Annotated in this window: 19 protein-coding genes; 14 read left to right on the forward strand and 5 right to left on the reverse strand. The window is 60.7% G+C overall.

All coding sequences use genetic code 11. From position 1 onward, the window contains the following. Positions 1-172 precede the first annotated feature (172 nt). Positions 173-3,019 carry an RNA polymerase-associated protein RapA gene (rapA, locus tag OH720_RS06430; RefSeq protein WP_272604947.1) on the reverse strand — a complete coding sequence of 949 codons (2,847 nt, stop codon included), beginning with the start codon at positions 3,017-3,019 and terminating at the stop codon, positions 173-175. 231 nt (positions 3,020-3,250) lie between these two features. On the opposite strand from rapA, the gene OH720_RS06435 reads away from it, so the two are divergent. The 3 genes from OH720_RS06435 (at position 3,251) to ccoM (ending at position 4,113) form a co-directional block, all read left to right on the forward strand. After that, complete coding sequence (locus OH720_RS06435; protein ID WP_008056858.1) at positions 3,251-3,592, forward strand: hypothetical protein; 342 nt, start codon at positions 3,251-3,253, stop codon at positions 3,590-3,592. Positions 3,593-3,691: 99 nt separating this feature from the next. Further along, positions 3,692-3,853, forward strand: a complete 162-nt coding sequence (locus OH720_RS06440; protein WP_008016476.1) for a hypothetical protein — start codon at positions 3,692-3,694, stop codon at positions 3,851-3,853. Positions 3,854-3,996: 143 nt separating this feature from the next. Then, positions 3,997-4,113, forward strand: a complete 117-nt coding sequence (ccoM, locus tag OH720_RS31665; RefSeq protein ID WP_008056860.1) for a cytochrome c oxidase subunit CcoM — start codon at positions 3,997-3,999, stop codon at positions 4,111-4,113. A gap of 178 nt (positions 4,114-4,291) precedes the next feature. Here the strand turns inward: ccoM and OH720_RS06445 are convergent, their stop codons facing one another. From OH720_RS06445 to OH720_RS06455, 3 genes are all read right to left on the reverse strand, one after another. After that, the gene (locus OH720_RS06445) at positions 4,292-5,767 is read right to left on the reverse strand and encodes an inorganic phosphate transporter (protein WP_008056861.1); all 1,476 of its coding nucleotides are present in this window, start codon (positions 5,765-5,767) and stop codon (positions 4,292-4,294) included. 376 nt (positions 5,768-6,143) lie between these two features. Then, positions 6,144-6,344 carry a hypothetical protein gene (locus OH720_RS06450; protein ID WP_008056863.1) on the reverse strand — a complete coding sequence of 67 codons (201 nt, stop codon included), beginning with the start codon at positions 6,342-6,344 and terminating at the stop codon, positions 6,144-6,146. A gap of 4 nt (positions 6,345-6,348) precedes the next feature. Next, positions 6,349-6,600, reverse strand: coding sequence for a hypothetical protein (locus tag OH720_RS06455; RefSeq protein ID WP_272604948.1), 252 nt, complete (start codon positions 6,598-6,600; stop codon positions 6,349-6,351). Positions 6,601-7,022: 422 nt separating this feature from the next. On the opposite strand from OH720_RS06455, the gene pcaR reads away from it, so the two are divergent. From pcaR to pcaC, 11 genes are all read left to right on the forward strand, one after another. After that, the gene (pcaR, locus tag OH720_RS06460) at positions 7,023-7,865 is read left to right on the forward strand and encodes a pca regulon transcriptional regulator PcaR (RefSeq protein WP_272604949.1); all 843 of its coding nucleotides are present in this window, start codon (positions 7,023-7,025) and stop codon (positions 7,863-7,865) included. A gap of 131 nt (positions 7,866-7,996) precedes the next feature. Beyond that, entirely contained in the window at positions 7,997-9,343 is a 1,347-nt protein-coding gene (locus tag OH720_RS06465; protein ID WP_272604950.1) for an MFS transporter, read from the forward strand. A 169-nt stretch (positions 9,344-9,512) separates the two neighbouring features. Then, positions 9,513-10,370 (forward strand): CoA transferase subunit A, encoded by an 858-nt coding sequence (locus OH720_RS06470; RefSeq protein WP_008054173.1) that lies wholly within the window; start codon positions 9,513-9,515, stop codon positions 10,368-10,370. After that, entirely contained in the window at positions 10,370-11,149 is a 780-nt protein-coding gene (locus OH720_RS06475) for a CoA-transferase subunit beta (RefSeq protein WP_180203119.1), read from the forward strand. Before OH720_RS06470 ends, OH720_RS06475 begins: the two co-directional genes overlap by 1 nt. Continuing rightward, the gene (gene pcaF, locus OH720_RS06480) at positions 11,146-12,351 is read left to right on the forward strand and encodes a 3-oxoadipyl-CoA thiolase (RefSeq protein WP_177325070.1); all 1,206 of its coding nucleotides are present in this window, start codon (positions 11,146-11,148) and stop codon (positions 12,349-12,351) included. The genes OH720_RS06475 and pcaF overlap by 4 nt, the downstream gene beginning before the upstream one ends. 38 nt (positions 12,352-12,389) lie before the next feature. Continuing rightward, positions 12,390-13,094, forward strand: a complete 705-nt coding sequence (gene pcaH / locus OH720_RS06485; RefSeq protein WP_008056872.1) for a protocatechuate 3,4-dioxygenase subunit beta — start codon at positions 12,390-12,392, stop codon at positions 13,092-13,094. Between the two features lies 1 nt (position 13,095). Then, on the forward strand, positions 13,096-13,662 hold the full coding sequence (gene pcaG, locus OH720_RS06490; RefSeq protein WP_272604951.1) for a protocatechuate 3,4-dioxygenase subunit alpha: 567 nt from the start codon (positions 13,096-13,098) through the stop codon (positions 13,660-13,662). Positions 13,663-13,857: 195 nt separating this feature from the next. Continuing rightward, on the forward strand, positions 13,858-15,165 hold the full coding sequence (locus OH720_RS06495) for an MFS family transporter (protein WP_272604952.1): 1,308 nt from the start codon (positions 13,858-13,860) through the stop codon (positions 15,163-15,165). A gap of 45 nt (positions 15,166-15,210) precedes the next feature. Continuing rightward, positions 15,211-16,575, forward strand: coding sequence for a 3-carboxy-cis,cis-muconate cycloisomerase (locus OH720_RS06500; protein WP_272604953.1), 1,365 nt, complete (start codon positions 15,211-15,213; stop codon positions 16,573-16,575). Positions 16,576-16,586: 11 nt separating this feature from the next. Beyond that, positions 16,587-17,378, forward strand: a complete 792-nt coding sequence (pcaD, locus tag OH720_RS06505) for a 3-oxoadipate enol-lactonase (protein ID WP_272604954.1) — start codon at positions 16,587-16,589, stop codon at positions 17,376-17,378. Between the two features lie 10 nt (positions 17,379-17,388). Further along, positions 17,389-17,781, forward strand: coding sequence for a 4-carboxymuconolactone decarboxylase (gene pcaC, locus OH720_RS06510; protein WP_020798348.1), 393 nt, complete (start codon positions 17,389-17,391; stop codon positions 17,779-17,781). Between the two features lie 112 nt (positions 17,782-17,893). Here pcaC and OH720_RS06515 read toward each other — a convergent pair whose 3' ends face one another. Further along, entirely contained in the window at positions 17,894-19,153 is a 1,260-nt protein-coding gene (locus OH720_RS06515; protein WP_272604955.1) for an OprD family porin, read from the reverse strand. Between the last annotated feature and the right edge of the window lie 282 nt (positions 19,154-19,435).

Raw genomic sequence — 19,435 nt, forward strand, 5'->3', positions numbered from 1 at the left:
CTATGTGGGCTTGTCTCAAGGGAGGCTCTGCGTTCCAGCTCTCGAAAGGGACGCGGAGCGTCCCAGGCTGCATTCCCACGCAGAGCGTGGGAACGATCAGTACAAAACTCAGGTAAATAAAAAGGCCCGCATCGCTGCGGGCCTTTTTATGTTCACGCGGTGGAGCAGGGGCTTAACCCGCCACCAGCACCCGAATCGCTTCCAGTCGCAGCGCAGCCTTGTCGAGCATGGCCAGGCCTTGTTCGCGTTGTTTGCGCAAGGCAACCAGTTCGCTGTCGCGTACGGTCGGGTTGACCGCTTGCAACGCGGTCAGGCGTGCCAGTTCTTCCTCGGTATCGGCGGCCAGGCGGCGTTGCGCCTCTGCCACGCGTTCGGCGTGACGTGGGTAGATCTTGTCTTCGCCGGCGTTGATCCGTGGCGTCAGCTGATCGCGCTGGGCCTGGATGAACTTGTTGGCGCTGGCGCGCGGCACGCTTTCCAGTTGATCGTTCAAGGTCTCGAACGACACCCGGGCCGACAGGTCATTGCCATTGGCATCGAGCAGGCAGCGCAGGGCAGCTGGCGGCAGGTAGCGACCCAGTTGCAACGAGCGCGGGGCAACCACTTCGCTGACGTAGAGCAGTTCCAGCAACACGGTGCCGGGTTTCAGTGCCTTGTTCTTGATCAGGGCCACCGCGGTGTTGCCCATGGAGCCGGACAGCACCAGGTCCATGCCGCCCTGGACCATCGGGTGTTCCCAGGTGATGAACTGCATGTCTTCGCGAGACAGCGCCTGGTTGCGGTCGTAGGTGATGGTCACGCCTTCGTCGTCACCCAGCGGGAAGCTGGCGTCGAGCATTTTTTCGCTCGGCTTGAGGATCAGGGCGTTTTCCGAATGGTCTTCGCTGTCGATGCCGAATGCATCGAACAGGGTTTCCATGTAGATCGGCAGGGCGAACTGGTCGTCTTGCTCAAGGATGGCCTCGACCAGCGCATCGCCTTCACCGGCACCACCAGAGTTGAGCTCCAGCAAGCGGTCACGGCCGGTGTGCAGTTCGGCTTCCAGGCGCTCGCGCTCGGTACGGGCTTCGTCGATCAGCGCTTGCCATTCACCATCGTCGGCTTCCTCGAGCAACGGCAGCAGGCGCGGGCCAAACTGATGTTGCAGGGCGTTGCCGGTCGGGCAGGTGTTGAGGAACGCGTTCAGGGCTTCGTGGTACCACTGGAACAGGCGCTCTTGCGGGCTGGTTTCCAGGTAGGGCACGTGCAGTTCGATGGTGTGCTTCTGGCCGATCCGGTCCAGACGACCGATACGTTGTTCCAGCAGGTCCGGGTGCGATGGCAGGTCGAACAGCACCAGGTGATGGGAAAACTGGAAGTTGCGGCCTTCACTGCCGATTTCCGAGCAGATCAGCACTTGCGCGCCAAACTCTTCGTCGGCGAAGTAGGCGGCGGCGCGGTCACGCTCGAGGATGTTCATGCCCTCGTGGAACACCGTGGCCGGGATGCCGGAACGCACGCGCAGGGCGTCTTCGAGGTCCATGGCGGTTTCGGCGTGGGCGCAGATCACCAGCACCTTGGTGCGCTTGAGCATTTTTAGCTGGTCGATCAGCCATTCGACGCGAGGGTCGAATTTCCACCAGCGCTCTTCTTCGCTGGCATCCGGCTGGGCCTGGAAGCTGACTTCCGGGTACAGCTCGGCGTGATCGCCGAGGGGCAATTCGAGGTATTCGTCCGGGCACGGCAGCGGGTAAGGGTGCAGTTTGCGCTCCGGGAAACCCTGGACCGCGGCACGGGTATTACGGAACAGCACACGGCCAGTGCCGTGGCGGTCCAGCAGTTCGCGCACCAGGCGGGCGCTGGCCTCGGTGTCGCCATCGTTGACGGCGTTCAGCAGGGCTTCGCCTTCGTTACCGAGGAAGCCGTGGATGGTTTCATGGGCTTGCGGCGACAGGCGACCTTTTTCCAGCAGCTCCTGTACGGCTTCGGCCACCGGGCGATAGTTTTCGCTCTCGGCGCGAAAGGCTGCCAGGTCGTGGAAGCGGTTCGGATCGAGCAGGCGCAGACGCGCGAAGTGGCTGTCCTGGCCCAACTGTTCCGGGGTCGCGGTCAACAGCAAGACACCCGGAATCGTTTCCGCAAGCTGCTCGACCAGGGAGTATTCAGGGCTGACCTGATCTTCGTGCCACACCAGGTGGTGCGCTTCGTCGACTACCAGCAAGTCCCAACCGGCCGCGAACAGCGCGTCTTGGGCTTTCTCGTCGTCCACCAGCCACTCCAGGGCCACCAGGGCGAGCTGGGTGTCTTCGAACGGGTTGGAGGCATCGCTTTCGATGAAGCGTTCTTCGTCGAACAACGCGACCTGCAGGTTGAAGCGGCGGCGCATCTCCACCAGCCACTGGTGCTGGAGGTTTTCCGGCACCAGGATCAGCACACGATTGGCGCGACCCGAGAGCAGTTGGCGATGGATCACCAAGCCGGCTTCGATGGTTTTACCCAGGCCCACTTCGTCGGCCAGCAAAACCCGTGGCGCAATGCGGTCGGCCACTTCGCGGGCGATGTGCAGCTGGTGCGCGATCGGTTGCGCACGCACGCCACCCAGGCCCCACAGCGACGACTGCAGTTGGCGGCTGGTGTGTTCCAGGGTGTGATAACGCAGGGCGAACCAGGCCAGGGGGTCGATCTGCCCGGCGAACAGGCGGTCGCTGGCGAGACGGAACTGGATGAAGTTCGACAGTTGGGTTTCCGGCAGGGTGACCACTTCGTTCTGCCCGTCGAGGCCGTGATAGACCAGCAGGCCATCGACGTCGTCGACTTCGCGTACGGTCAGTTTCCAGCCTTCGAAGTGGGTGATGGTGTCACCCGGCGAAAACCGCACACGTGTGAGGGGCGCATTCCGTAGCGCGTACTGGCGAGTGTCGCCAGTGGCCGGGTAGAGCACGGTCAGCAAGCGGCCGTCCTGTGCCAGAACGGTGCCCAAACCCAGCTCCGCTTCGCTGTCACTGATCCAGCGTTGCCCCGGTTGATACTGCTGCGCCATGCTGCCTGACTCCCACCTTGAAAAAGCGGGCTATCTTAACGGAATCAGGTCTCCAGACCAAAGGAATACCTGTGCAGGAACTGCCTTGGGCTGCGATCTTTTGATCTGGCCAGGCTGAACAAATCGTAGCCTGTGACAGTTCCCGCCGTGCCGATAGAGGCACAGTTTGCGACCGATGGCTCAAGTCGCCGCCGCTGCGGCCGACAGCCTGCTGACAGGAGACTGATAAATATGCTGCCACCGATGCTCCCCTTGAGTGCCGTGCCGATCACTTCACAGCACGACCCGGTCCGCCCGCGTCCGGATATCGCGCCCGTCGTGCCGATGCAGGAGAGTGCCAGCGACAGCACCATCGACCTGCAAAATCGTGATCCGGAGGAGGCCGCCTTGCTGTTGCGCGAGGAGCAGCGGCGCAAGCAGGAGCAGCAAAGACGCCGGCGTGAGGCCGACGAGGACCCAGAGGCGCACCTGCCGATCCCGGGCAACGAACTCAATGCCGACAACACCGTGCCGGTGGCTCCGTTGATGGAAGGCCAGCCTCGCCAGGGTCTGTGGGTCGATATCGAGATTTGAGCCGATGGCTGGTCAGCGCCGTCGCCAGACCGCATTATTGGCACAATCCTGCCGAACCCTGCGGCAACTGAATTTCATTTCAAGCGATGCACTGACGCCATGAGCCAAGATGACAAGCTGATCGACCTTAATGCCGAACGCGCCAAGCGTGTCCATGACCTCAACGACAAGCGCCTGAATGAAGTGCGCCAGGCGTTTGAGCAGGCCATGCCGTTGGGCAAGGCGAAGAAAAAGCCGAAGAACAAACCTAAAAAGCGTTGAGTCCCCCTGCATTGATTGATGCAGGTCAGTTTTCCCCTCCTTCTATGCCCGGCCCCGGGCAACATTGATCCCGGTCAATATTCTCTCCTGCCCGATTGGTTACCTTGGCTCCATCGCAACAGGGCAACTGCAGGAGACGCGTCATGTTTTTCGACAACGTGGTGATCGCCGGAGTGCTGACCGTCAGCCTCATGTTGGTATTTTTTGCAGGGTTCGGATTTTTTATCTGGAAAGACTCGCACAAGCGCAAAAAGCCGTAGGTCTTTCTGGATGCAATGAGCACGCAAGGCATTTTGGGCAACTTCGGTTGCCCTTTTTTTTGCCTGCGATTTGGAAGGTGGACACCAAACCCACAGTTGATTTGTGGTGTTTGGCAGATCAGGGCAACAAAAAAAGGCGCGGTCCTCACGGAGCGCGCCTTTTTCGTAGAGCTGCGTATCAGCTACCCAGCGCCTTCGAAGCCAGCCAGAACAGGCCGGCCGACAGGGCGACCGTCGCCGGCAGGGTCAGGACCCAAGCCAGCAGGATGGTCTTGACCGTGCCACCTTGCAGGCCGCTTTTGTTCGCGACCATGGTGCCGGCCACACCCGAAGACAGGACGTGGGTGGTGGACACCGGCAGGCTGAAGATGTTGGCCATGCCGATCAGGCTCGCGGTGGTGATCTGCGCCGACATGCCCTGGGAATAGGTCATGCCTTGCTTGCCGATCTTCTCGCCGATGGTCAGTACCACGCGTTTCCAGCCAACCATGGTACCCAGGCCCAGGGCCAGTGCGACCGCCAGGATGACCCAAAACGGAGCGTATTCAGTAGTCGTGGTCAGGTCCTTGCGCAGCTTGTCCAGGTCGGCCTTTTCACGGGCGCCCAGGATTGGCAATTTGCTGACTTTCTTCGCCGTGTCGTCCAGGCACAGCAGGTAGCGACGTACTTCGATGCGGCTTTCCGACGACAGCGAGTGGTAGTCAGCTACACCTTTAAGGGTGCCCAGCAGTGCGTCGATGGTCGGTTCGGTCTGCTGCGGGTTGCAGCGGAACTTCTCCGGCAAATCGCCTTCCAAGCTTTTGCCCAGGGCCAGGAACTCGCCCAGGGAGTCGGCGTTGCGCTTGTAGAACTGGCTCAAGTGCAAGGTCGCGTCGCGGGTACGTTCGATCTGGTAGGTGGTGCTGTTCAGGTCGAGTACGAACTGCGCCGGCACAATACCGATCAGCACCAGCATGATCAGGCCGATACCTTTCTGACCATCGTTGGAGCCGTGCACGAAGCTCACGGCCATGGCCGAGATCACCAGTACCAGGCGGTTCCAGAACGGTGGGTGCTTCTTGTCGTCGATCTTGCGGCGCTGTTCCGGCGTCTTGTGCATCTTCGACAGCGGACGCCACCATTTAAGACCGATCAGTATCAGCGCGGCGATCAGGAAGCCTGCCATGGGCGAGAACACCAGCGACATGGCGATGTCGATCGCCTTTTGCCAGTTCACCCCGTCGGCCAGCGGAATATCGTTGATCAGGGCATTGGCCAGGCCTACGCCGAGGATCGAACCGATCAGCGTGTGGGAGCTGGAGGCCGGGATACCGAAGTACCAGGTGCCCAGGTTCCAGGTGATGGCCGCTGCGAGGAGCGAGAAAACCATTGCCAGGCCGTGGCCGGTGTTCACGTTGATCAGCAGTTCAACCGGCAGCAGGTGGACAATGGCATACGCCACGCCAACGCCACCGAGCAATACGCCAAGGAAATTGAACACACCGGAAAAGAACACCGCCAGATGTGGAGGCATGGCTTTGGTGTAGATAACAGTGGCTACCGCGTTAGCGGTGTCATGAAATCCATTGATGAACTCGAAGGCGAGGACAAAAGCCAGGGCGAGCAAGAGGCTCACAAGCACCCAAGCATCCAGTCCGCTGAATAAATCGATCATGAAGGTTTTCTGACCCGGTCATAAGGGGGCGCGATTATGCCAGAAAAGACTGGAAATCGATGCACTTGCTGCTCATCGGTAACATTCTTCAACGAATTATTTTGCAACGGTGCCCGTAACCCCGGTGAATTTCAGGGTTTTGCAAGTGATTGAATTTCTTTGGAAAGCCCGCAGGCACAGGGGTTTGCCTCACCTGTAGGGGGTGTGAGCATGCTTGTATGAAATTTCTGAAAAAAGGGTCAGATTCGAGCCTTCAACCTCGTCCGGTGGGCAAGGCGGCCGCTGCCCGCTCGTAGCGGGCGCAAAAGGCAACATCCATACATTCCGCTTTTAACGGATGCAATGCAGACCCCGGCAGGTATTCAAGCCCACGCCATCATGGCTCCTCGGCTTTGAGTTCCTTTTCCATTTTTTCCAGTTCTTGCTTGAAAACCTGATCCTGAACGGTGGCACGTTTGCGCCATGGCTTGCGTTCCGGTTCTGGCTGGGCGGCGTAGGTGGTGACTTCCCCGCCGTAAACTTCCTTGTAACGTTGTTCCTGGCGCTCAAGTTCCGCGCGCAGTTCGTCTTTTGTCACGGTGCTACCTGATTGAGTTGAGATGAATTCTGGTGAAACGCGCTGCACTGATGTATTGACCGCACACGTCGAATGCAAAAAGCCCTTGCAGGCATCGTTTTTGCGACAGTGCGATCTTTACTTCCATGTTGCAGGCGGCCACGGCACCAGAGATAAACAGCTGACGTAGCATCAGATCCTGTTTCAGCGAGCGCGTTGGCGCCATGCGGATGCAATGGGCGTCAGGTGCTTGCTGTGGAGAGCGGCGATGGAACATCGCGCCACCGGGTAGCGGTATCGGCCAATAAAAATCCGAATGGCTACTGAATTACATTATAGCGAGCGATTGACAGAACACTATCACGATAGAGTTAAAAGTGGATCTTGATGTGTGATTGTTTTTTATCCATAACCGTTACTGGCAACTTGGGCATGGAAGATGCCACTGTACGGCGATGTCTTTTTGCTGGCGCCATTAAGTCGCACAACTAAAGACAGTTACATTGCGCCTTGGAGTCTGCAGCGCCTGCGCAAGTACATGTACTGATGGCTGCATGACCGGTTGCGTCATGAGCAGCATGGATTGCGATTATCGAGCAATGGTTCGATAATCGCCCAGTGTCTTAGGGCCGGGCTTGTGTGCCCAGCTGCCAGTGCCCTGTAATAGCTCGCCGATCCGTCCGGGAAAAGGACCTTGTTATGAACGATCAACTGCGCAACTCCTTCGCTTCGGTGGCACCGCCGATCGTTGCTTCACCTGCCAAGCGGATCCAGGCCCTGACCGGTGATCCGGATTTCATGACCTCGCTGGCGCGTGGGCTGGCCGTGGTGCAAGCCTTCCAGGAGCGCAAGCGGCACCTGACCATTGCGCAGATCAGCCATCGCACGGAAATTCCCCGCGCCGCCGTTCGACGTTGCCTGCACACGTTGATCAAGCTCGGTTATGCCACCACCGATGGCCGTACGTATTCGTTGCTGCCCAAAGTGCTGACACTCGGCCATGCCTATGTGTCCTCGACGCCGCTGGCCGTTTCTGCGCAACCGTACCTGGACCGCATGAGCGAGCAACTCCATGAGGCCTGCAACATGGCCACCCTGGAAGGCGATGACATTCTATATATCGCCCGCTCGGCGACCACCCAGCGCCTGATTTCGGTCGACCTTTCGGTGGGCGGGCGCCTGCCGGCCTATTGCACGTCGATGGGCCGGATCCTGCTCGCAGCCCTCGATGACACGTCGTTGCGCGAGTATCTCGACCACGCCGACCTGCAAGCCAAGACCAGTCGAACCATTCATACCCCCGAAGCCTTGCTCGAATGCCTGCAGGAAGTACGTCAACAGGGTTGGTGCATCGTCGATCAGGAACTGGAACAGGGACTGCGCTCGATCGCCGTCCCGGTGTACGACGCTTCCGGTCAGGTGGTCGCGGCGCTCAACGTCAGTACCCACGCCGGCCGGGTCAGTCGCAGCGAGCTTGAACAACGTTTCCTGCCCGGTCTGTTGAGTGCCAGTCGTGACCTCAGCACCCAGCTGTTCACCTAAGTTGTTCGATAATCGCACGGAGTCGCTTTTAGTGAATTGACGCTGTTTCCTGCAGATTATTACTGTCGCGGCTGCGCCAACCCTTCGGTTGGCACCTGTTCGACTGTGTATTTTTGCGCGGAATAAAAATAATGAACCAGCCCCAGTCTGCTGTAGGTAACTGCCTCGACGTGCAGTCCTTCATCAATGCCCAGCCCATTTCGCGCTATCAGTGGCGAGTGGTGATCCTGTGTTTCCTGATCGTCTTTCTCGATGGCCTCGATACGGCGGCCATGGGCTTCATCGCGCCCGCCCTGTCCCAGGATTGGGGCATCGATCGCGCCAGCCTCGGCCCGGTCATGAGTGCGGCGCTGATCGGCATGGTCTTCGGCGCATTGGGCTCCGGTCCTTTGGCTGACCGTTTCGGGCGAAAAGTAGTACTGGTGGGTGCCGTATTCTTGTTCGGTGCATTCAGCCTGGCGTCGGCTTACAGCACGAATGTCGATCAGTTGCTGGTCTTGCGTTTCCTCACTGGCCTGGGGTTGGGTGCCGGGATGCCGAACGCCACCACGTTGCTGTCGGAATACACCCCGGAGCGCAAGAAGTCCCTGCTGGTGACCAGCATGTTCTGTGGCTTCAACCTGGGCATGGCCGGTGGCGGATTCATTTCGGCCAAGCTGATTCCGGCGTTCGGCTGGCACAGCCTGCTGTTGATCGGCGGGATCCTCCCGTTGATCCTCGGCGTCGTGTTGCTGTTCTGGTTGCCGGAATCAGCGCGCTTCCTTGTCGTGCGTAATCGCGGCACCGACAAAGTACGCAAGACGCTGGCGCCCATCGATCCGAAGGTGGTGGCCCAGGCATCGAGCTTCAGCGTGCCGGAACAGAAAACCGTGAAGGCGCGCAACGTGTTTGCCGTGATCTTCAGCGGCACCTACAGCGTCGGCACCTTGCTGTTGTGGCTGACCTATTTCATGGGCCTGGTGATCGTTTACCTGCTGACCAGCTGGCTGCCAACCCTGATGCGCGACAGTGGCGCAAGCATGGAGCAGGCCGCGTTCATCGGCGCGCTGTTCCAGTTCGGCGGGGTGTTGAGCGCGGTAGGTGTAGGCTGGGCCATGGATCGCTTCAATCCGCACAAGGTCATCGGAACTTTCTACCTGTTGGCCGGGGTGTTTGCCTACGCGGTAGGGCAGAGCCTGGGCAATATCACCCTCCTGGCGACCCTGGTGCTGGTGGCCGGTATGTGTGTCAACGGTGCTCAATCGGCGATGCCGTCGCTAGCGGCGCGGTTTTATCCGACTCAAGGACGTGCCACCGGGGTGTCGTGGATGCTCGGGATTGGCCGTTTCGGCGCGATCCTGGGGGCATGGATGGGTGCGACCCTGCTGGGGCTGGGCTGGAATTTCGAGCAGGTGCTGACGGCACTGGTGATTCCGGCGGCTTTGGCGACTGCGGCGGTGCTGATTAAAGGCGTGGTCAGTCATGCGGATGCGACCTGATAGCAGTTTTCAGAAACGGTAGCCTGACAACAATGTGTTCGATAAACGAACACTCAGTCGATTATCGGATTGTTTGGCGTATGGCAGGAGCTTAATCTTTAACCAATCCGGCGCTGCGCATCGGCGCCTTTTCACCACGTTGGTTAATAAAAAATGGGAGCCTGCCCCAATGGCTGAAATTCTTTCGCTGCACGACGCGGTGAAGCAATTCGTGAACGACGGCGATACGGTCGCACTCGAAGGCTTTACTCACCTGATCCCGACAGCAGCGGGTCACGAAATCATTCGCCAGGGCAAGAAAGACCTGACCCTGGTGCGGATGACCCCTGACCTGATCTACGATCAGTTGATCGGTGCCGGTTGTGCTCGCAAGCTGATTTTCTCCTGGGGCGGCAACCCTGGCGTCGGTTCGTTGCATCGTCTGCGTGACGCCGTCGAAAAGCAGTGGCCCCACGCCCTGGAAATTGAAGAACACAGCCACGCCGACCTGGCCAACGCCTATGTCGCTGGCGCATCCGGCCTGCCGTTCGCAGTGCTGCGTGCCTACGCCGGTTCCGACCTGCCGAAGGTCAACCCGCTGATCAAGTCCGTTACCTGCCCGTTCACCGGCGAAGTGCTGGCTGCCGTGCCTTCGGTACGCCCGGACATCACCGTGATCCACGCGCAAAAAGCCGACCGCAAGGGCAATGTGCTGTTGTGGGGCATTCTCGGCGTGCAGAAAGAAGCTGCGCTGGCTGCCAAGCGCTGCATCGTCACCGTTGAGGAAATCGTCGATGACCTGAACGCGCCGATGAACTCCTGTGTCCTGCCAACCTGGGCCCTGAGTGCGGTTTGCCACGTCCCTGGTGGTGCTCATCCTTCCTATGCCCACGGTTACAACGAGCGTGACAACCGTTTCTACCAGGCTTGGGACCCGATTGCCCGCGACCGTGAAACCTTCACCGCGTGGATCAACGAGTACATCCATGGCAGCGCTGACTTCAGCGAGTTCCAGGCCAAACTGGCCGCCGCTTCGGAGGCGAAGTAATGACTTACACCACCAATGAAATGATGACCGTCGCTGCGGCCCGCCGCCTGAAGAACGGTTCTGTATGCTTCGTGGGTATCGGCCTGCCGTCGAAAGCGGCCAACCTGGCGCGCCTGACCTCCTCGCCGGACGTGGTCCTGATCTACGAATCGGGCCCGATCGGCGCCAAGCCGAGCGTACTGCCACTGTCGATCGGTGACGGTGAACTGGCGGAAACCGCTGATACCGTGGTCCCGACCGGTGAGATTTTCCGCTACTGGCTGCAGGGCGGGCGTATCGACGTCGGTTTCCTCGGTGCTGCGCAAGTCGACCGTTTCGGTAACATCAACACCACCGTGGTCGGTGATTACCACGCACCGAAAGTGCGCCTGCCAGGTGCCGGTGGCGCGCCGGAGATTGCCGGTTCCGCCAAGAGCGTGCTGATCATCCTCAAGCAGTCGTCGCGTTCCTTCGTCGACAAACTCGACTTCATCACGTCGGTCGGCCATGGCGAGGGCGGTGATTCACGCAAGCGTCTGGGTCTGCCGGGCGCAGGTCCTGTAGGGATCATTACCGACCTGTGCATCATGGAGCCGGAAACCGGCACCCACGAATTTGTGGTCACTGCACTGCACCCGGGCGTGACCCGCGAGCAAGTGGTCGCGGCTACCGGTTGGCCGATCCGTTTTGCCGACAACGTCGACACCACCGCCGAGCCGACTGAGGTCGAGCTGACCGCACTGCGCGATCTGGAAGCCCGCACCGCAGCGGCCCACGGCCAAGCACCAGGAGAAGCATGATGCGTGAAGTTTATATCTGCGACGCGATTCGCACCCCCATCGGCCGTTTCGGCGGAGGCCTGTCGGCGGTTCGCGCCGACGACCTGGCCGCCGTACCGATCAAGGCCCTGATGGAGCGCAACCCGTCGGTGGACTGGAACGCAGTGGACGAGGTGTTCCTCGGCTGCGCCAACCAGGCCGGTGAAGACAACCGCAACGTGGCGCGCATGGCGCTGCTGCTGGCGGGTCTGCCGGAATCGATTCCTGGCGTGACACTCAATCGCCTGTGCGCTTCGGGCATGGATGCCATCGGCACCGCGTTCCGCGCCATCGCCAGTGGCGAAATGGAGCTGGCGATTGCCGGTGGCGTCGAATCGATGTCCCGCGCACCGTTCGTGATGGGCAAGGCCGACGCTGCGTTCTCGCGCAACATGAAGCTGGAAGACACCACCATCGGCTGGCGCTTCATCAACCCGTTGATGAAAGCCCAGTACGGTGTGGATGCGATGCCGCAGACCGCTGACAACGTCGCCGACGATTACGAAGTGTCCCGTGAAGACCAGGACGCTTTCGCCCTGCGCAGCCAGCAACGCACCGCTGCCGCGCAAGCAGCTGGGTTTTTCGCCGAAGAAATCGTCGAAGTGCGCATTGCCCACAAGAAGGGTGAAACGGTGGTCAGCCAGGATGAGCATCCTCGCGCCGACACGTCCCTGGAAACCCTGGCCAAACTCAAACCGGTCAATGGCCCGGACAAAACCGTCACCGCCGGCAACGCTTCTGGCGTGAACGACGGCGCGGCGGCCTTGATCCTGGCCTCGGCCGAAGCGGTGAAAAAGCACGGCCTGACCGCTCGCGCCAAAGTATTGGGCATGGCCAGCGCCGGTGTTGCACCTCGGGTGATGGGTATCGGCCCGGTGCCAGCGGTGCGCAAGTTGACCGAACGCCTGGGTGTGGCGGTCAGCGATTTCGACGTCATCGAACTCAACGAAGCGTTCGCCAGCCAGGGCTTGGCGGTGCTGCGCGAACTGGGGCTGGCGGACGACGCACCTCAAGTCAACCCGAACGGTGGCGCCATTGCCTTGGGCCATCCGTTGGGCATGAGCGGTGCGCGTTTGGTACTGACTGCTCTGCATCAGCTGGAAAAAACCGGTGGCAAGAAAGGTCTGGCGACCATGTGCGTCGGTGTCGGCCAAGGTCTGGCCCTGGCGATCGAGCGCGTCTGACGCGCTCGAAAAGACTTATAAGAACAGAGGAATGTTTCATGACTGACAAGCCTGGTTACCGTCGCCCGCAGGAAGGCACCCAGCCTGCCTACCTGCACCCGACCTATCAATCCACCAACCTGCGCTCGCCGTCCAAACCGCTGGTGTTCTTGCCGCATTCGCTGTCGGAAATCACCGGTCCTACCGTGGGTGCCGAGCGCATCAACGAGAAGGACAACGACCTGACCGCCCAGCACGAGGGAGAGCCTCAGGGTGAGCGCATCATCGTCCACGGCCGTGTGCTGGACGAAAACGGTCTGCCGGTGCCGGGGATTCTGGTGGAGATCTGGCAGGCCAACGCCGCCGGTCGCTACAACCACGCCCGGGACCTGCACGACGCACCGCTGGACCCGAACTTCACCGGCACCGGCCGTACCGTGACCGACGCCGATGGCTGGTACCAGTTCCAGACCATCAAGCCTGGCGCGTATCCGTGGGGTAACCACCACAACGCCTGGCGTCCGGCGCACATCCATTTCTCGCTGTTCGGGCCGAGCATCCTGACGCGCCTGGTCACGCAGATGTATTTCCCCGGGGACCCGCTGCTGGCGTACGACCCGATCTACAACTGCGTGCCGGATACCAGTGCCAAGGAGCGTTTGATCGCCAGTTTCGATCTGGAAAAAACCATCCCTTCCTATGCCCTCGGGTATCGCTGGGACATCGTATTGCGCGGCCGCGACGCCACGCCGATGGAGAAATAAGATGACGCTGACTGCGACCACGTCCCACACCGTCGGGCCGTACTACCACATCGGCCTGACCTGGCTGAATCGCGAAAACCTGACCGTCGAACAAACCCTGGGCGAGCGCGTGGCGATCACCGGGCAAGTGGTCGATGGCAACGGTGATGTTGTCAACGACGCGATGCTGGAAGTCTGGCAGGCCAACGCCGCCGGCAAGTACGCCCACCCTGAAGACGATCAGGACAAACCCCTGGACCCGAACTTCGAAGGCTTTGGCCGGGTACCGGTGGACGCCGAAGGGCGCTTCCGTTTCACCACCATCAAGCCGGGCACGGTCGAAGGCCTCAAGGGCACGACCCAGGCACCGCACCTGGTGGTGCTGGTGTTCGCCCGTGGTTTGGTGAAGCACTTGCTGACGCGGATCTACTTCGATGGCGAGCCGGCCAACGTGAACGACCCGCTGCTCGAATGCGTGCCGGCCGAGCGCCGCGGCACCTTGCTGGCCAAGCAGGATGCGAGCGGTGTTTATCAGTGGAATGTGATTCTGCAGGGCACTGATGCGGAGACGGTGTTCTTCGATTATTGAGTACACCGTAAGTCCCTGTGGGAGCGGGCTTGCTCGCGAAGGCGTCGTGTCAGTCTCTATCACCGTCGACTGATCCACCGCTTTCGCGAGCAAGCCCGCTCCCACAGGGGGAATCGCGTCGCTGAACTATCTGCGGAACGGGACTGTTGCAAAGTGTGTCTAGACTCTCACTGTCCCCATTGAGTGAACAAAATAATGACAACCCCAACTACAGCTCCAGCAGCGCTCTACACCGGCGAAGAACGCAGCAAGCGGATCTTCGCCATTGTCGGCGCATCGTCGGGCAACCTCGTCGAATGGTTCGACTTCTACGTCTACGCCTTCTGTGCGATCTATTTCGCGCCGGCTTTTTTCCCGTCCGACAACCCCACGGTGCAGCTGGTCAACACCGCGGGCGTCTTTGCCGCCGGGTTCCTGATGCGCCCGATTGGCGGCTGGATTTTCGGCCGTCTCGCGGACAAGCACGGGCGCAAGAATTCGATGCTGATATCGATTCTGATGATGTGCTTCGGTTCGTTGCTCATCGCCTGTCTGCCGACCTACAAGGACATCGGGGTCTGGGCGCCGATCATGCTGCTGTTCGCCCGTTTGCTCCAGGGCCTGTCGGTGGGCGGCGAATACGGCACCACCGCCACCTACATGAGCGAAGTCGCCCTCAAGGGCCAGCGCGGTTTCTTCGCCTCGTTCCAGTACGTGACGCTGATCGGCGGGCAGTTGCTGGCGGTGTCGCTGGTGGTGATCCTGCAACAGTTCCTCACCGAGGATGACCTGCGTGCCTACGGCTGGCGGATTCCGTTCGTGGTCGGTGCCATGGCGGCATTGGTTTCGTTGTACCTGCGTCGTTCGCTGAAAGAAACCACCAGCAAGGAAATGCGCGAAAACAAGGACGCCGGCAGCATTCGCGCGCTGTTTCGCGACCATAAAGCCGCGTTCATCACCGTGCTCGGTTATACCGCCGGTGGCTCGCTGATTTTCTACACCTTCACCACGTACATGCAGAAGTACCTGGTGAATACCGCCGGCATGCAGGCCAAGACTGCCAGTTACATCATGACCGGCGCACTGTTCCTTTATATGTGCATGCAGCCGATCTTCGGCATGCTCTCGGACAAGATCGGCCGCCGGAACTCGATGCTGTGGTTTGGCGCACTCGGCACGCTGTGCACCGTGCCGATTCTGCTCAGCCTGAAAAGCGTCACCAGTCCGTTCCTGGCCTTCGTGCTGATTACCCTGGCGCTGGCGATTGTCAGTTTCTACACCTCGATCAGCGGTTTGGTAAAAGCCGAAATGTTCCCGCCTGAAGTGCGTGCACTGGGTGTTGGCCTGGCTTACGCGGTGGCGAATGCAATCTTCGGCGGTTCGGCGGAATATGTAGCCCTGAGCCTCAAAGCGGTCGGCATGGAAAACACCTTCTACTGGTACGTGACGTTGATGATGGCGATAGCGTTCCTGTTCAGCCTGCGTCTGCCCAAGCATGCGAAGTATCTAGAAAACGACCTTTGATCCACACCCGCGGGCCCAAGCGGCCCGCGCCTCCAGGGACTGTTTATGAACGAGCGACCGGGCAATCAATTGTTCGATGCCTATTTCACTGCCCGCGATATGCGCGAAGTGTTCTGCGATCAGGGCCGGGTCCAGGCCATGCTCGATTTCGAAGCGGCGCTGGCCCGGGCCGAAGCGCGGGTCGGTGTGATTCCGCATGCCGCGGTAGCGCCGATTGAAGCGGCGTGCCAGGCCGGGCATTACGATTTTGCCGCCCTCGGCGAGGCGATTGCCACGGCGGGTAACTCGGCGATCCCATTGGTCAAGGCGTTGGGCAAGCAGATCGCCGCGAGCGATGCGCAAGCTGAGCGCTACGTGCACCTGGGCGCCACCAGTCAGGACGTGATGGACAGCGGCCTGGTGCTGCAATTGCGCCGGGCGCTGGAATTGATCGACAGTGATCTGGCGCAACTGGGCGACACCCTCGCCAGCCAGGCCCAACGGTATGCGGCCACGCCATTGGCGGGACGCACCTGGCTGCAGCACGCGACGCCGGTCACCCTCGGCATGAAGATCGCCGGTTGGCTGGGCGCCGTCACTCGCAGCCGTCAACGCCTGCAAGAACTCAAGCCGCGCCTGTTGGTGCTGCAATTCGGTGGTGCATCCGGAACCCTCGCGGCCCTCGGTGAGCAGGCGCTGCCGATTGCCCAGGCGTTGGCCGAGGAACTGCAACTGAGCTTGCCCGACCAGCCCTGGCACACCCAGCGCGATCGCCTGGTGGAGTTCGGCTCGGTACTCGGCTTGATCGCCGGCAGTCTTGGCAAACTCGGTCGCGATATCAGCTTGTTGATGCAGACCGAAGCCGCCGAGGTGTTCGAACCTTCGGCGCCGGGCAAGGGCGGCTCTTCGACCATGCCACATAAACGCAATCCAGTTGGCGCGGCGGTGCTGATTGGCGCGGCGACTCGCGTGCCTGGCCTGCTGTCGACACTGTTCAGTGCCATGCCGCAGGAGCACGAGCGCAGCCTGGGACTGTGGCACGCCGAGTGGGAAACCCTGCCGGAGATTTGCTGCCTGGTATCCGGCAGTCTCAAGCAAGCGCTGTTGGTCACGGGCGGGCTGGAAGTGGACGCCGAACGCATGGCGCGCAACCTCGATTTGACCCAGGGCCTGGTGCTCGCCGAAGCGGTGAGCATCGTCCTCGCACAACGGGTTGGCCGCGACACCGCGCATCACCTGTTGGAGCAATGCTGCAAACGCGCCGTCGCCGAGCGACGCCATTTGCGCGCGGTACTCGGCGACGAACCGCAAGTGACCGCCGAGCTGTCGGCCACTGAACTCGATCATCTGCTGGACCCCGCCCATTATCTCGGTCAGGCCCGTACCTGGGTCGAGCGAGCGGTGGCTGAACATTCTGCATTGACTGCCTGAAGGAGACTGCTGTGGCTTTCGTTCAACTCGCCGATGGCGAACTGCATTACAAACTCGATGGGCCGGTCGATGCGCCGGTGCTGGTGCTGTCCAACTCGCTGGGCACTGACCTGCACATGTGGGACGCGCAGATTCCGGCGTTCACGGAGCACTTCCGTGTGCTGCGTTTCGACACCCGCGGCCACGGCCAATCGTTGGTGACACCGGGCCCTTACAGCATCGAACAACTGGGCCGTGACGTCTTGGCACTGATGGATGCATTGCACATCGAACGCGCACATTTCTGTGGCCTGTCCATGGGCGGGCTGATCGGGCAATGGCTGGGCATCAACGCCGGCGAACGTCTGAATAAGCTGATCGTGTGCAACACGGCGGCGAAAATCGGCGATCCGTCGATCTGGAACCCGCGTATCGAAACCGTGCTGCGAGACGGTCAGGCGGCCATGGTCGCCTTGCGCGATGCATCGATTGCACGCTGGTTCACCCCGGACTTCTCCGAAGCCAACCCGGCGGCGGCCAAGCAGATTACCGACATGCTGGCGGCCACATCGCCTGAAGGCTATGCGGCCAACTGTGCGGCGGTGCGCGATGCCGATTTTCGCGATCAGTTGTCCTCGATCAAGGCGCCTCTGCTGGTGATCGCCGGCACCCAGGACGCGGTCACGCCGCCGTCCGGCGGGCACTTCATCCAGGAGCACGTGCCGGGCGCCGAGTACGCCGAGCTCTATGCTGCGCACTTGTCCAACGTCCAGGCCGGCGCTGATTTCAGCGACCGCGTACTGGCCTTTCTGACGGCTCGTTGAGGGGAATTCCGTGGACGAGAAACAACGTTACGACGAAGGCATGAAGGTCCGTCGCGCCGTTCTGGGCGACGCCCATGTCGACCGCAGCCTGACCACCCTGACCGAGTTCAACTCGGAGTTCCAGGAAATGATCACCCGCCACGCCTGGGGTGATATCTGGACCCGCCCGGGCCTGCCGCGCCACACCCGCAGCCTGATCACCATCGCCATGCTGATCGGCATGAACCGCGAGGGTGAACTCAAACTGCACCTGCGCGCCGCCGCCAACAACGGCGTGAGCCGCAGCGAGATCAAGGAAGTGATCATGCAGAGCGCGATCTACTGCGGGATTCCGGCAGCCAACGCGACGTTCCACCTGGCGGAGTCGGTGTGGGATGAGTTGGGGGTTGAATCGCGGGAGTGATCCCGGCGATTTTTGTTGCCTGAACTGACGCCATCGCGGGCAAGCCTCGCTCCTACAGGTATTGCGCAATCCTTGTAGGAGCGAGGCTTGCCCGCGAAGGCGTACTTGAGGTTTACAACAGGCTGATCGGATAGCTGATGATCACGCGGTTCTCATCGAACTCGTTGTTGCTGTAATCGCGGCGGATCGTCGAGTTGCGCCATTTCACGTTCAGGTCTTTCAGCGCACCGCTCTGCACGGTGTAGCCCAATTCACTTTCACGACCCCATTCCTTGCCATCGGTGATCGTGCCGGTGTGCACGTTGTCGCCGCTGATATAACGGTTCATCAGGGTCAGCCCCGGCACGCCAAGGGCAGCGAAGTTGTAGTCGTGGCGCACTTGCCAGGATTTTTCCCGGGCGTTGTCGTAGCTGGAGTTGTAGCTGTCGTTGGCCAGGGTGCCGCCGCTGGTGCCGTTGACCCGCATCCACGGGCTGTCGCCGGTGAGTTTCTGCAGGCCGACGTAGAAGGTGTTGCCGCCGTACTTGGCCGAGAACAGGCCGTACATGGTTTTGTTGTCCAGCTCGCCGGCCCGGGCGCTGCCGTCATCCTTGCCGTAGAAGTAACCGAGGTTGGCACCCAGGGTCCAGGCGCCGATGGGTTGGCTGTGGGTCAGGTTGATGAATTGCTGGCTGTAGATGTCCTTGAGTTCGGCGTTCCACACCCCGATCTGGGTGCGTTTGTCGTTGAACAGGTATTCGCCGCCCTGGAAGTTGAAACGGTCGGAGGTGAACCCGGCTTTGCCGGTCATCGACATGTCGCCCATGCTGCTGTCGTCGCGCGGGCTGTTCTGGCGGAACTGGCCGCCGTACAGCGTCAGGCCGTCGATTTCCTTGGAAGTGAGCTGTCCGCCACGGAAGGTCTGCGGCAGGGAGCGACCGTCATCCGAACGCAGGATCGGCAGTACCGGCATCCATTCGCCAACCTTCGCTTCGGTCTGCGACAGCTTGGCCTTGAACGCCACGTTGGTGCGGCCGAAGTTGTCGGCCGGGCGGCCGTCACTGTCCAGCGGCAGCAACTGGGTACCGCCCGTGCCTTTGCCGCCATCGAGTTTCACCGAGTACAGCCCCAGCACGTCCATGCCGAAACCGACGGTGCCTTGGGTAAACCCGGACTTGGCATCGAGAATGAAGCTTTGCGTCCACTCTTCGGCCTTGCCCTGGGCCTTGGTCGGGTTGGTGAAATTGCGGTTGATGTAGAAGTTGCGCAGGTTCAGGTTGACCTTGGCCCCTTCGACAAAACCCGACTCCTCGGCCTGGGCGGGCAGGGCTGCGCTCGCCAGGGCTATGGCGATCAGGCTGGGAACGAAATACTGAGCGGAAGAAGGCGTCATGGGCTCGGGTCTCTCTAATTCTTGGGGATGAAACAGGGTGATGCCGCAACCCGGGGTTGCAGACGTGCATTTGAAATCAGGACAAACGGGGCGGATCAGCCGGAGAGGGCAGGGCGCGGGGGCATGGCATCGGACCTGTTGTTATTGGTTTTGTTGGTCGAATGGTGATGTGAATGTACTAGATGGTTCAATCGTAGAAAACAGTTTTTGGGCGATTATCGAACTGAGATTGGTTTTGAATTTGTGGTGGTTATGCGGGCCTCATCGCGAGCAGGCTCGCTC

This window comes from Pseudomonas sp. WJP1 (assembly GCF_028471945.1).
Taxonomy (GTDB): domain Bacteria; phylum Pseudomonadota; class Gammaproteobacteria; order Pseudomonadales; family Pseudomonadaceae; genus Aquipseudomonas.

Excerpts from the sequence above, each read along its gene's own strand:
- rapA (WP_272604947.1), bottom strand. The coding sequence starts at position 3,019 with ATGGCGCAGCAGTATCAACCGGGGCAACGCTGGATCAGTGACAGCGAA.
- OH720_RS06435 (WP_008056858.1), top strand. The coding sequence starts at position 3,251 with ATGCTGCCACCGATGCTCCCCTTGAGTGCCGTGCCGATCACTTCACAG.
- OH720_RS06440 (WP_008016476.1), top strand. The coding sequence starts at position 3,692 with ATGAGCCAAGATGACAAGCTGATCGACCTTAATGCCGAACGCGCCAAG.
- ccoM (WP_008056860.1), top strand. The coding sequence starts at position 3,997 with ATGTTTTTCGACAACGTGGTGATCGCCGGAGTGCTGACCGTCAGCCTC.
- OH720_RS06445 (WP_008056861.1), bottom strand. The coding sequence starts at position 5,767 with ATGATCGATTTATTCAGCGGACTGGATGCTTGGGTGCTTGTGAGCCTC.
- OH720_RS06455 (WP_272604948.1), bottom strand. The coding sequence starts at position 6,600 with ATGTTCCATCGCCGCTCTCCACAGCAAGCACCTGACGCCCATTGCATC.
- pcaR (WP_272604949.1), top strand. The coding sequence starts at position 7,023 with ATGAACGATCAACTGCGCAACTCCTTCGCTTCGGTGGCACCGCCGATC.
- OH720_RS06465 (WP_272604950.1), top strand. The coding sequence starts at position 7,997 with ATGAACCAGCCCCAGTCTGCTGTAGGTAACTGCCTCGACGTGCAGTCC.
- OH720_RS06470 (WP_008054173.1), top strand. The coding sequence starts at position 9,513 with ATGGCTGAAATTCTTTCGCTGCACGACGCGGTGAAGCAATTCGTGAAC.
- OH720_RS06475 (WP_180203119.1), top strand. The coding sequence starts at position 10,370 with ATGACTTACACCACCAATGAAATGATGACCGTCGCTGCGGCCCGCCGC.
- pcaF (WP_177325070.1), top strand. The coding sequence starts at position 11,146 with ATGATGCGTGAAGTTTATATCTGCGACGCGATTCGCACCCCCATCGGC.
- pcaH (WP_008056872.1), top strand. The coding sequence starts at position 12,390 with ATGACTGACAAGCCTGGTTACCGTCGCCCGCAGGAAGGCACCCAGCCT.
- pcaG (WP_272604951.1), top strand. The coding sequence starts at position 13,096 with ATGACGCTGACTGCGACCACGTCCCACACCGTCGGGCCGTACTACCAC.
- OH720_RS06495 (WP_272604952.1), top strand. The coding sequence starts at position 13,858 with ATGACAACCCCAACTACAGCTCCAGCAGCGCTCTACACCGGCGAAGAA.
- OH720_RS06500 (WP_272604953.1), top strand. The coding sequence starts at position 15,211 with ATGAACGAGCGACCGGGCAATCAATTGTTCGATGCCTATTTCACTGCC.
- OH720_RS06515 (WP_272604955.1), bottom strand. The coding sequence starts at position 19,153 with ATGACGCCTTCTTCCGCTCAGTATTTCGTTCCCAGCCTGATCGCCATA.